Origin of the sequence: Nocardioides sp. (genome assembly GCF_036493135.1) — a bacterium.
GTDB lineage: Bacteria > Actinomycetota > Actinomycetes > Propionibacteriales > Nocardioidaceae > Nocardioides.
Genome location: NZ_DASXQG010000040.1, coordinates 50,338 through 62,566, shown reverse-complemented (window position 1 = coordinate 62,566; position 12,229 = coordinate 50,338). Strand labels below are relative to the sequence as shown.

Here is a 12,229-nt window from a genome sequence, read left to right as displayed (position 1 = left end):
CGCTCAGTGCCGCGTGAGGTCGGCAGCGCCGATCAGACCGGCCCGGTTGCCCAGCCGCGCCCTGCGGATCTCGAGCATCGGCCGGTGGCCGCGCCCGGTCAGCTGGGACTTGAACGCGGCCCGCGTGGGCTCGAGCAGCAGCTCGTCCGCGGCGCTGACGCCGCCACCGACCACGACCACGGCCGGGTCGAGCACGGCAGTCAGGGACGCGATGCCCTCGCCGAGCCAGCGACCGAGGGTCGCCAGCTGTTCGACTGCGAACGTGTCGCCGCCTCGAGCGGCATCGGTCACCAACGGCCCGGTGATCGCACCGGGATCGCCGCCGGCCAGCTCCAGCAGGTCGGCCGCCAGCAGTGAGCCGGCTCGGGCCGCGGCCCGAGCCTCTCGGACCAGCGCCGAGCCGCTGGCGTACATCTCGAGGCAGCCACGGTTGCCGCAGCCGCACAGGATCCCGTCCGGGACCACTCGCATGTGCCCGATCTCGGCGCCGACGCCGAAGGCTCCGCGGTACAGCGACCCGTCCAGGACCACGCCGCCCCCGACACCCGTACCGACGGTGACGAGCAGAAGGTCGTCGACGTCGTGGCCGGCCCCGAACTGGAACTCGCCCCACGCCGCGGCGTTCGCGTCGTTCTCCACCACCACGGGGAGTCCGAGCGTCTGCTCCAGGTCCGCCTTGAGGTCGAGGTCGCGCCAGGCCAGGTTCGGCGCGAACAGCACGACCGCACGCGCCTTGTCGATGTAGCCGGCGGCGCCGACGCCGACCGCCTCGATCGGGTGGCGGGTGCGCAGCTCGGTGACCAGCTTCTCGATCGCGGCCTCGATCGCGGGGACGTCGGTGGCCGGCGACTCGACCCGGAGCTCCTCGAGGATCGTGCCGTGCTCGTCGACGACGCCACCGGCGATCTTGGTGCCGCCGACATCGATGCCGCAGGCCAGGCTCACGACTCGTCCTCGGGCCAGTCGCCGGTGTCGTCGTCGGGGTCGTCGTCGGGGTCTGCGTCGAGGTCGATCCGCTCGACACCCTCGCTCCGCGCGTGGGTCGGAGGCGCCATCATCCCCGAGACCGCGAGCATGAACGACGACGCAGCGCTGGCCAGATGGGCGCGCACCTCGGGGTTCGTCTGCCGGATCGCGGCCACGGTGCGACAGACCGGGCACCACGCGCACTCCGGCGAACCGGTCGCCAGGTGCTCGTGGAGGTCCTCGGCCAACGACCCGGCCATCGACCCGGCCATGCTCGAGACGCCGTCGCCGTGCTCGCGGGCCCATCCCGAGAGCGCACCGAAGAGCTTCGCGGCCTCCTCGGCGACGCTGCCCACCGGCGGCTCGGGACCGTCGTTCTCACTCACGCGTCGTTCACCTCTCGGCTCACCTCTCGCTTCGCTCGCCGGCGAACCTCACCTGGAGCTCGCCCCCGTCCACTCGGGCGCCGGCCACGCGACGGCGGGCCAGCCCGGCGGGCAGGGTGAGGAGACGACGATACGACGCGACCGTCACGACCAGGTCGTCGCCGTCCCTGGCCAGGTCGACGTCGCCGCGCCCCACGAACGGGAGCCGCAGCCGGAGCACCGCGCCCTCGGAGCTACGGGTGATCCGCAGGGGCTCCTCGGACCGACGTACGTCGAGCGGATCCGTGCCGCCGTACAGGGCGCGCCCCACCTCGAGGAGCTCGGCCAGCCCCACCGGCTCCGTCGGCCGGAACTCCGACCGCCAGACCGGGATGCCCGCGAACGACTGCTCGACCTCCGTCAGGACCTCCGTCTGCGCCCGCACCCAGCCCTCACGCCACGGGTCGCCCGCGGTGTCGGGGAAGACGCGGTTGGCGACGACTCCGTCCACGCGGTAGCCGAAGAGGGACAGCGTCGTGAAGCTCCGCCGGGCCTCGGCGAGCACCACCTGTTCGGGGGTCAGCACGAGCCGCACGCCCGAGTCGGGCGCGGTGAGCAGGGCGCGCACCTGGTCGAGCTCGGCGTGCAGGCGCTCGACGGCGCCGAACACGTCGTCCTCGGGCATCGGCACACCCGCCGCGCGGGACAGCACCGGCTTCAGCGCTCGCATCACCCGGCGCTCGACCGGGAACACCCGGCTCATGTACCAGCCCAGCGCCTCGGGCAGGGCGAGCAGCCGGAGCGTCTCGGCGGTGGGCGCGCAGTCGACCACCACGGCGTCCCAGTCGTCCGACAGCGCGTGCAGCCGCAGCTCGAGGAGCGCGAGCACCTCCTCCGCACCCGGGATGACGGTCAGCTCCTCGGCCGCCACCGGGTCGACCCCGGCGACCTCGAGCACCGACAGCAGGTAGCCCTGGATCTCGGCCCAGGACTCCTCGAACCGGCGCTGCGCGTCGACCTGGTGGACGAACAGGTTCGGCGCGACCTCGTGCGGCTCGCTGCCCACGTTCACGGCGTACGCGTCGGCAAGGGAGTGTGCGGCGTCCGTCGACAGCACCAGCGTGCGCCGGCCCGACTCCGCGGCGAGGGCGGCGGTGGCGGCCGCGACGGTCGACTTGCCGACGCCGCCCTTGCCGGTGAACAGGAGGATCCGCACGAGCCGGGGCCGTCAGTTCAGCCCGGTCAGCCGAGCGACTCGACGCGCTTCTTGAGCCCCTTGAGCGCGGTGTCGATGAGGATCTTCTCGCCCTTGCGCTTCAGCATCCCGATCAGCGGGATGGAGACATCGAGGGCGAGCCGATAGGTCACGTCCGTCGTGCCGTCGCCCCGCTCGGAGAGCACGTAGGCCCCGTCCAGCGCGCGCAGCATCTTGCCCTCGACCAGGGTCCAGGTGACCTGGTCGTCGCCGGACCAGACGTAGGCGAGCGTGTACTCGTCCTTGATCGGCGAGACGTCGAGCTTGAAGAAGACCTGCTCGGCGCGACCGTCGGGGAGCTCGGAGAGGACGTCGGCGGTGGTGACGCCCTTGGCCCAGGTGGGGTACGCCGGGAAGTCCGCGATCACCGCCATCACCGCGCTGGGCGAGGCGTCGACGACGATCGACGACGTGGTCTGGTCGGCCATCGTGACCTCCTCGGGCCGGTGGAACTGCGGTGTCGGAGACCGGTACGGCGCCGACGGCGGCGCGGCTTCACCGGCGCGGCGAGACTATCGGATCGCCCTCGGGGCGCCCGGCGGTAACCTCCCCCCGGACCCGTGACCCACCCCTGGAGCGAGCGTTGGAGGCAGCGTGCGTGAGTACTCCGCTCCGCTGAACGTCGAGATCCCGGCGACCGGCAACCTGACCGACGACGTCGTGACGAACGCCGCGGAGGCGCCGGAGGCGGTGGTCTTCGCGCGCCGTACCGACGCGGGGTGGGGCGACATCACGGCCACCGAGTTCCTGAGCGAGGTCCGGTCGGTCGCCAAGGGTCTGGTCGCCGCCGGCATCGGAGCCGGTGACCGGGTCGCCCTGATCTCCAAGACCCGCTACGAGTGGACGCTCGTCGACTACGCGATCTGGTTCGCCGGAGCGGTCACCGTGCCGATCTACGAGACCTCGTCGCCGGACCAGATCGAGTGGATCCTGAGCGACTCCGCGGCCGTGGCCGTGATGGCGGAGGGTCCCGAGCACACCGCTCGGATCGCCGAGCGGCGCTCCCGGCTGACCGACCTGAACCACGTCTGGTCGCTGGCCGACAACGGCGTCGCGGTCCTGAGCCGCCTGGGCGAGGACATCTCCGACGACGCGCTCGAGAGCCGGCGGACGGCGGCCACCCCACTGGACCTGGCGACGGTCATCTACACCTCCGGCACGACCGGCCGCCCGAAGGGCTGTCAGCTCACCCACGGCAACTTCATGGCGGAGCTGGGGGTCGCGGTTCCCGAGCTGCACGAGCTGTTCGAGGCCGACGACGCCTCGACGCTGCTGTTCCTGCCGCTCGCCCACGTCTTCGCCCGGATCATCCAGATCGGCGCCGTGAAGGCCCGGGTACGGCTCGGGCACAGCGCCGACGTCAAGCGGCTGCTGCCCGATCTCGCCGAGTTCCAGCCGACGTTCCTGCTCGCCGTACCCCGGGTCTTCGAGAAGGTGTTCAACACCGCGTCGCAACGCGCCACCGCCGAGGGGCGTGGTGGCATCTTCGACCGCGCCGCCGAGACCGCGATCGCCTACTCGCGGGCGCTCGAGCGCGGCAAGGTCCCGGTCGCGGTCCGGGCCAGGCACGCCGTGTTCTCCCGCTTGGTGTACTCCCGGCTGCGGGCGGCACTCGGCGGCCGCTGCCGGTACGCCGTGTCCGGCGGCGCACCCCTCGGCGACCGGCTCGGTCACTTCTACCGCGGGATCGGGCTGACCGTGCTCGAGGGGTACGGGCTCACCGAGACCACCGCCGCCCTCACCGTGAACCGGCCCGACGCGCTGAAGATCGGGACCGTCGGTCAGCCCCTGCCCGGCACCGAGGTGCGCGTCGCCGAGGACGGCGAGCTGCTCTTCCGCGGACGGCAGGTCTTCCCCGGCTACTGGCAGAACGAGGCGGCCACCGCGGAGGTCCTCGAGCGCGACGGCTGGTTCCACACCGGTGACGTGGGCGAGATCGACGAGGAGGGTTTCGTCCGCATCACCGGCCGGATGAAGGAGATCCTGGTGACCGCGGGCGGCAAGAACGTCGCGCCGTCCGTGCTCGAGGACCGGGTGCGCGCGCACTTCCTGGTCAGCCAGTGCCTGGTCGTCGGCGACGGACAGCCCTTCATCGCCGCATTGGTCACCATCGACCCCGAGGCCTTCCCCGACTGGGCGGCTGCGCATGGCAAGGCCGGCGACATCGCCGCGCACGTCGACGACCCCGACCTGCTCACCGAGATCCAGAACGCGGTCGACGAGGCCAACGCAGCGGTGTCCCGGGCGGAGTCCATCCGCAGGTTCGTGGTGCTCCCCCACGACTGGACCGAGGAGGCCGGTCAGCTCACGCCCAGCCTCAAGCTCAAGCGCAACGTCGTCGTGCGCGAGCACAAGGACGAGATCGCCGGCCTGTTCACCGTCTAGGCACGCCTCGTCGGATGCAGGGTTTTGCCATTTTCCCACGAGCGCAGTGGTCTCACACCTACCATCTGTCTCGCGAGTTCCGGGCTCAACCAGGGCGAAAATCCCCTCCGTCCGAGCACGGTTCGCGCGCGTCACGTACTGCCAGCCCGCCATCCGCTGGACGGCAGATGTCCGAGCGAAAGGTAAACCGGCCATGGATCGCCGTAGGCTGCTCCTCATTCTCGCCGTGTTCGTTGCCGTCATGGGCACGGCACTCGTCTTCCTCTACGTCCAAGGCGCCGACAAGCGTGCGAACAACAAGTTCGACAACGTCAGCGTCCTCAAGGCCACGCAGGACATCGCCGCCGGAGAGAACTACGACCAGGCGCTGACCGCGGGCAAGATCTCGCTCCAGCCGGTGCCGCAGAACCAGCTCACCAGCGGATACCAGACCACCACGACCGCACTGAAGGGCAAGATCGCCTCGGTACCGATCTTCGCCGGCCAGCAGATCATCGAGAGCCAGTTCGGCAACACGGTCGCGGCGACCTCATCCACGCTGGCGATCCCGAAGGGCATGATCGCGATCTCGGTCAACCTGACGGACCCCGACCGAGTCGCCGGCAACATCCAGAACGGCTCCGCGGTCGCCATCTTCGTGACCGGTCAGCTGACCAACGGGACGACCGGCGCCTCCACCGGAGGCGACATCCAGTCGACCCGGCTCCTGCTGCCCAAGGTCACCGTCCTGAACGTCGGCTCGCCCCAGCCGCCGACGACCTCGACGTCCACCGACGAGAGCGGCGTCCAGACCACCGAGACCCTGCCGCGGACCCTGCTCACGATCGCCGTGTCGCAGAAGGACGCACAGAAGGTGATCGTGGCGTCCAAGGCGCTCGACCTCACCTTCGGCCTTCTCACCCCGGACAGCAACGTCAAGTCCGCCGCGGGAACGTCCACCCTGGTCCAGTCCCTCTTCGGCAAGTGAGCTGACATGCCCGTCATCGTCGATCCCGACAGCACGACAGCCCGGCGGCTGCTCGGTGCGCTGCCCCCGGGCTGCCAGTCCGTGGACACCACCGAGCGACTGCTGCCGTGGCTGGCCCAGCACCCCGAGGAGTACGTCGTGGTGCTGGGGCCGAACATCTCGTTCGGCGACGGCGTGACCGTGTGCGAGAGCCTTCGCGTCTCGCGGCCGGCCACCAGCGTCGTCTTCGTGCGACCCGCCCTCGACACCGCGCTGCTCGCTCGGGCCATGCAGGCGGGTGCCAGAGAGGTCGTCGCCATGGACGACCTGCACCTGGTCGCCGGGGCCGTCTCCCGCGCGCACACCTTCTCGCAGGCGCTCCGCGGACCCGAGGCCTCGAAGCACAACGGCCACGTGATCTCGGTCTTCTCGCCCAAGGGCGGTGTCGGCAAGACCACGGTCGCGGTCAACCTCGCCCTCGCGCTGACCGACAATGGCTCGCGCCAGGTGTGCCTGGTCGACTTCGACCTGGCGTTCGGCGACGTCGCGATCACGCTCCAGCTGTTCCCCTCGCACACGATCGAGCACGCGATCGGGTCCGAGGAGGACCTCGACCCGCCCATGCTCAACTCGCTGCTGACCCGTTACCAGGACGCCCTGAAGGTTCTGGCGGCCCCGAGCCACCCAGACGTACGTGAGCGCATCACACCGCTGCTGATCTCGAAGGTCCTGCGCACGTTGCGCACCATGTACGACTACGTCGTGGTGGACACCGCGCCGGCGTTCGACGAGCAGACGCTCACGGCGCTGGACGAGACCGACGAGTGCATCATCGTGGCGACCCTCGACGTCCCGACCCTGAAGAACGTCAAGGTGGCCCTGGACACGCTCGAGATGCTCAACATCGGGCACGGTCACCGCTACCTCCTCCTGAACCGCGCCGACGACGCCGTCGGCATCGGGGCCGACAAGGTGGAGGCGATCCTCGGCATGAGTGTCGCGTCGCAGATCTCGACGTCGATCGACATCGCGGCTGCCACCAACGCCGGCACGCCGATCATCGCGGCCAGCCCGCACCACCCGTCGAGCTCGGCGTTCCGGAACCTCTCCACCCTGCTCGTCGGCGAACCGGCAGGAGTGGCAGACCTGGGCCGCACCCCCTCGGCCGACTCCTCCGACAACGACCGGTTCGCCAAGCTCTTCCGGATCAAGAGGTGACATCGTGAGCAGTCTCGCCGAACGACTGGCCGCGGCCCGCAAGCAGAGCGAGGCCGGTACGACCCCGACGCCTCCCTCGGCTCCGCGGGGTCCGGACACCCCGGAGACCACGTCGCCGCCGCCGCCGCAGGGCGCGGACGGTGGCGACGACGCCGGCCGTCCTCGCACCGCGCCGCTGTCGGCGAGCCGCATCGCCCGTCGCGGCAGCGCCGAGCACGACCGTCTCGAGGAGCTCAAGCAGGACGTGCACACCGAGCTGCTCAAGCAGCTCGGCCCGCAGCTGTACGACGCCAACCTCGACCAGGCCGAGCTCGACCAGCGGGTCCGCGGCGTCCTGGGGCAGCTGATGAGCTCCCAGGAGCGCCCGATCAGCAACGCCGACCGCAACCGGCTCACGCAGGAGATCAGCGACGACATCCTCGGGTACGGCCCGATCGAGCCGTTCCTGCGCGACCCCGACGTCTCCGAGGTCATGGTCAACGCCCCCGACTCCATCTGGCTGGAGAAGGACGGCAAGCTGATGAAGGCCAACGCGCAGTTCGGCGACGAGGCCCACGTCCGCCGCACCATCGACAAGATCGTCTCCCGCATCGGCCGTCGTGTCGACGAGTCGAGCCCGATGGTCGACGCGCGGCTCCCTGACGGAAGCCGTGTGAACGCCGTGATCCCGCCGCTGGCCGTCGACGGGTCCTCGCTGACCATCCGTAAGTTCGCGGCCGACCCGCTGACCTCCGACGACCTGATCGCGTTCGGCACCCTCAGTGAGCGTTCGGTGGACTTCCTCGAGGCCTGCGTGCGCGGCCACCTGAACATCATCGTGTCGGGCAGCACGGGCGCCGGGAAGACGACCACGCTCAACGTGCTGTCGTCGTTCGTCCCCGAGGACGAGCGCATCGTCACCATCGAGGACGCAGCGGAGCTCCAGCTCAAGCAGGACCACGTGGTCCGGCTCGAGTCCCGCCCGGCCAACATCGAGGGTCGAGGCATGGTCACGATCCGCGACCTGGTCAGGAACAGCCTGCGTATGCGCCCCGACCGCATCATCGTCGGCGAGGTCCGTGACGCGTCCGCGCTCGACATGCTCCAGGCCATGAACACTGGCCACGACGGCTCTATCTGCACCCTGCACTCCAACGGTCCCCGCGACACGCTGGCCCGCATGGAGACGATGGTGCTGATGGCCGGCATGGACCTGCCGGTGCGCGCCATCCGCGAGCAGGTAGCCTCCGCGGTCGACCTGATCGTGCACCAGACACGGTTCAAGGACGGGTCTCGCCGGATCACCAGCCTGACCGAGGTCGAGCGGATGGAGGGCGACATCATCACCCTCCAGGACATCTTCGTCTACGACCACTCCGCCGGCTTCGACAATGAGGGCCGGGCCCAGGGCTACCTGCGCTCCACGGGCCTCCGACCGAAGTTCCTGGACAAGATGGAGCACTCGAACGTGCACGTGGACCCGATGCTGTTCGCAATGGACGGGCTGCGGTGACCCTGGTGAGCACCCTGGTCCTCCCGCTCGCCTCCTCGGCGGCGGACACGAGCTGGCTGATGTACGCCGGGCTCGGCGCGCTCGGTCTGGGCGTGCTGGTGCTGCTGGTGCTGGCTGTCCCTCGGGACCGGACCCTGTCCACCGAGGAGCGCGTCGTGCAGTACGCCCAGCGCGCGGCGGCGGGGATGCCGGGCGCGGCCGCGATGCCCACCCAGAGCCATCCCGAGGAATCGGCACTTCAGTCCGCCAAGACCGCGGCGGCGCACGTCCTCAAGCGCAACAAGGGGCTCGAGGCGAAGATCGCCCAGCGTCTGGATGGCGCGGGTAGCAAGTGGCGGCCGGCCGAGTGGCTCCTGTTCCACGCCGGAGTCTTTCTCGTCTCGTCGATCGTCGGGCTGCTGCTCGGCGGTGGAGACCTGATCATCGGGCTCCTCTTCATCATCCTCGGCGCCGTCGGTCCGTGGTTCTACCTCGGGTTCCGTCGTAAGAACCGCAAGAAGAAGTTCGAGCGGGCGCTCCCCGACACGCTGCAGCTGATGTCCGGCTCGCTGGCGGCCGGTCTCTCGCTCGCCCAGTCCGTCGACACCATCGTCCGCGAGGGCACCGAGCCGATCGCCGGCGAGTTCCGCAAGGTGCTCGTCGAGACGCGCCTGGGGCTGTCGCTGGAGACCGCTCTCCAGGGCGTGGCCGACCGGTTCCAGAGCAAGGACTTCGAGTGGGTCGTGATGGCGATCAACATCCAGCGACAGGTCGGTGGCAACCTCGCCGAGCTGCTCAACACGGTGGCCAACACCATGCGCGAGCGCGAGTACATCCGACGCCAGGTCGCCGCCCTTGCGGCGGAGGGCAAGCTCTCGGCGATGGTGCTCGGGGGTCTGCCTCCGGCGTTCCTCCTGTACCTGGTGCTTGCCAACCGCTCCTACGTCATGGTGCTGTTCACCACGCCGATGGGCATCGCCATGCTCATCGGTGGTGCGATGATCCTCTCCGTGGGTATCTTCTGGATGTCCCGCATCGTCAAGGTCGAGGTGTGAGATGACTCTGCTCCTGATTCTCGGCGGCGCGCTCGTCCTCCTCGCGATCGTGCTGGTGTCGGCTGCCGTCGGCACCACCGCAAGCGGACACTCCGCGTCGGGCGTCGACCGCTCGGTCCAGCTGGTGCAGGCCCTGACGAACCACTCGCCGGAGCTCGTCAAGGAGTTCGACGAGACGTTCGCCGACCGGATCATGTCGCCGCTGCAGGAGCGCGCGTCCAAGATCGCCCGCCGGTTCTCCGGCAGTGACGCCCCCGAACGCATCCGCAAGCGCCTCGACGTCGCCGGCAACCCGGCCGGGTGGACCATCGAGCGCGTCCAGGCCGGCAAGGTGATCGGGGCGATCGCGCTCTTCTTGATCTCGGTGGCGCTCACGGCCGTGATAGGGACGAGCCTGACGGTGCGGATCGTCCTGGTGGCGGGCGCCACGGCGGTCGGCTGGCTGGGGCCCAACCTGTACCTGTACCAGAAGGTGTATGACCGTTCGAAGCGGATGCAGCGGGAGCTGCCGGACGCGATCGACCTGATGACCATCAGCGTGGAGTCCGGGCTCGCGTTCGACGCAGCCGTCCAGCAGGTGGCTCGCAACACCGAGGGACCGCTCGCCGACGAGTTCTCCCGGGTGCTCCGCGAGATGCAGATCGGCCAGGGACGTGCCGCGGCCCTGCGTGGTCTCGCCGACCGCACCGAGGTCGACGACGTGAAGAGCTTCGTGACCGCGATGGTCCAGGCCGACAGCTTCGGTATCCCGATCGCCAACGTGCTCCGCATCCAGTCCTCGGAGATCCGGACCAAGCGGCGTCAGCGGGCCGAGGAGCAGGCGCAGAAGGTGCCGGTGAAGATCACCGTTCCGCTGATCTTCTGCATCCTCCCTACCCTGTTCATCGCCGTCATGGGTCCCGCCGTCATCCACATCATCGACTCGTTCTCAGGGGCGGGGTGACCCGCGTCCGATGATCTGGGGCAGTGCTGGCCGGCAGCACACCTGGCTCGCCGTCGGGGCGCGGACGTTCGCGCTCCTGAGCTTGGTCATGCCCCTGATCCTCAAGAACAACCAGCTGCTCCTCCTCGCCCTGCTGGCCACCGGTGCGGTGTGGGCGGCCGTCACGGCCGCGGAGCTGCTCGGGCTCCCCGCCACGTTGATCCTGGTCATGGACTCGCTCCTGGTGGCGACGGTCGCCGGACTGTCGTCACACTCGACGACCGCGATCCTCGGCGCGATCGCTGTTCCACCGTTCACAGCCGGCCTCAGCCGTGGGGTCCGGGGCGTCGTGCTGTCCCTGTCGGCCGAGCTCACGGCGTACGTCGTGGTGGTGCTGACCACCTCCAGCCTCGACCAGGACCAAGGCAGCGCAGCGTTCACGTGGGCGGTCACCGGGCTGGGGCTCGGACTGATCGCGGCGTTCGTCCGCCGCACCTTCCTGCAGGTGAACGACCCGCAGCGCGCCTACCGCGACGCCCAGACCCTGATCCGCGAGCTGATCACCCTGTCCGGCCGGCTGAGCTCCGGACTGGACCCGGTCGCGCTCGGGGGTCAGATCGCCAGTGCGGTGCGCGACGAGCTGCCGGTCTCTGCCGTGACCATTCACATCCCGCGCGGTGAGGTGCTCACGCCGCTGGTCGGCGACTCGGGGCTGGCCACGCCCGACCTCACCGTCAGTGAGGAGCTGGCGCAGTACAGCCTGATGACCGGCAACGTCCGGATCGCCGGGCACAGCTTCGCCTTTCCCCTGAACAGCGGCGGGGGCGTCGCGGCCGTCGTCTCGGGGGTTCTCGCCCCGGGCCTCGATCCGCAGGCCATGGACCTCCCCCGCCGACTGTCCGCGCTCGATCGGCACCTCAGCCCGGCGACCGTGCGGCTCGACACCGCGGTGCTGTTCCTGGCGTTCCGCGACTCCGCGACCGTCGAGGAGCGACGCCGGCTCGCCCGCGAGATGCACGACGGCGTGGCGCAGGAGATGGCGTCGCTCGGCTACTTCGTCGACACGCTCATCGACCAGGAGCCCGAGGGCTCCACGCGAGCCCGCCAGCTGACGATGCTGCGCGAGCGGCTGACGATGGTCGTGGGCGAGGTACGCCGTTCGGTCCAGACTCTGCGCACCGAGATCGGCGAGAGCGACTCCCTCGGCACCGCGATCGGCTCCCTGGCCCGACACCTGGGCGCCAGCAGCGGCATCCCGATCCACGTCACGCTCGACGAGCAGACCACGCGGCTGCGACCCGAGATCGAGAGCGAGCTGCTGCGCATCGCGCAGGAGGCGATGACCAACGCCGTACGCCACTCCGGAGCGACGTCCATCAGCGTCCATTGCTCGGTTGCCCCCCCATGTGCCGAGATCGTCGTGGCCGACAACGGCCGCGGGCTCGGGGCGCGTCGCCATGACTCGCACGGGCTCGAGATCATGCGCGAGCGTGCGGCCCTGGTGGCAGGAGATCTCACCGTCTCCGACAACGTCCCGCACGGCACCGTGGTGTCAGTACGTCTGGACGCCTCTTCCGGCGTGTCGCCGCAGGAGGCGACCGTGGAACCCGACACCCTGCTCGCATGAGTTCGAGACGACCCGAGGA

Annotated in this window: 11 protein-coding genes; 7 read left to right on the top strand and 4 right to left on the bottom strand. The window is 70.0% G+C overall.

Going from position 1 to position 12,229, the window contains the following annotated elements; genetic code table 11:
- Window positions 1-3: 3 nt before the first annotated feature.
- Genes VGJ24_RS06365 through VGJ24_RS06350 form a run of 4 tightly spaced genes read right to left on the bottom strand, consistent with a single transcriptional unit; the run spans window position 4 to window position 3,014 of the window.
- Window positions 4-945, bottom strand: a complete 942-nt coding sequence (locus VGJ24_RS06365) for an ROK family glucokinase (protein ID WP_331499674.1) — start codon at window positions 943-945, stop codon at window positions 4-6.
- Window positions 942-1,352, bottom strand: a complete 411-nt coding sequence (locus VGJ24_RS06360) for a hypothetical protein (protein ID WP_331499673.1) — start codon at window positions 1,350-1,352, stop codon at window positions 942-944. Before VGJ24_RS06360 ends, VGJ24_RS06365 begins: the two co-directional genes overlap by 4 nt.
- Window positions 1,353-1,371: 19 nt before the next feature.
- Window positions 1,372-2,547: an ArsA family ATPase gene (locus tag VGJ24_RS06355; protein ID WP_331499672.1), complete on the bottom strand. Its 1,176-nt coding sequence runs from the start codon at window positions 2,545-2,547 to the stop codon at window positions 1,372-1,374.
- 26 nt (window positions 2,548-2,573) lie between these two features.
- The gene (locus tag VGJ24_RS06350; RefSeq protein WP_331499671.1) at window positions 2,574-3,014 is read right to left on the bottom strand and encodes an SRPBCC family protein; all 441 of its coding nucleotides are present in this window, start codon (window positions 3,012-3,014) and stop codon (window positions 2,574-2,576) included.
- Between the two features lie 166 nt (window positions 3,015-3,180).
- On the opposite strand from VGJ24_RS06350, the gene VGJ24_RS06345 reads away from it, so the two are divergent.
- From VGJ24_RS06345 to VGJ24_RS06315, 7 genes are all read left to right on the top strand, one after another.
- Complete coding sequence (locus VGJ24_RS06345; RefSeq protein WP_331499670.1) at window positions 3,181-4,971, top strand: AMP-dependent synthetase/ligase; 1,791 nt, start codon at window positions 3,181-3,183, stop codon at window positions 4,969-4,971.
- 193 nt (window positions 4,972-5,164) lie between these two features.
- Complete coding sequence (gene cpaB / locus VGJ24_RS06340) at window positions 5,165-5,938, top strand: Flp pilus assembly protein CpaB (protein WP_331499669.1); 774 nt, start codon at window positions 5,165-5,167, stop codon at window positions 5,936-5,938.
- 6 nt (window positions 5,939-5,944) lie between these two features.
- Window positions 5,945-7,135 carry an AAA family ATPase gene (locus tag VGJ24_RS06335; protein WP_331499668.1) on the top strand — a complete coding sequence of 397 codons (1,191 nt, stop codon included), beginning with the start codon at window positions 5,945-5,947 and terminating at the stop codon, window positions 7,133-7,135.
- Window positions 7,136-7,139: 4 nt separating this feature from the next.
- Window positions 7,140-8,627, top strand: a complete 1,488-nt coding sequence (locus VGJ24_RS06330; RefSeq protein ID WP_331499667.1) for a CpaF family protein — start codon at window positions 7,140-7,142, stop codon at window positions 8,625-8,627.
- Window positions 8,628-8,632: 5 nt separating this feature from the next.
- Window positions 8,633-9,661 (top strand): type II secretion system F family protein, encoded by a 1,029-nt coding sequence (locus VGJ24_RS06325; RefSeq protein ID WP_331499666.1) that lies wholly within the window; start codon window positions 8,633-8,635, stop codon window positions 9,659-9,661.
- 1 nt (window position 9,662) lies between these two features.
- Window positions 9,663-10,604, top strand: a complete 942-nt coding sequence (locus VGJ24_RS06320; protein WP_331499665.1) for a type II secretion system F family protein — start codon at window positions 9,663-9,665, stop codon at window positions 10,602-10,604.
- Between the two features lie 10 nt (window positions 10,605-10,614).
- The gene (locus VGJ24_RS06315; protein ID WP_331499664.1) at window positions 10,615-12,210 is read left to right on the top strand and encodes a sensor histidine kinase; all 1,596 of its coding nucleotides are present in this window, start codon (window positions 10,615-10,617) and stop codon (window positions 12,208-12,210) included.
- The last annotated feature ends 19 nt before the right edge of the window (window positions 12,211-12,229 follow it).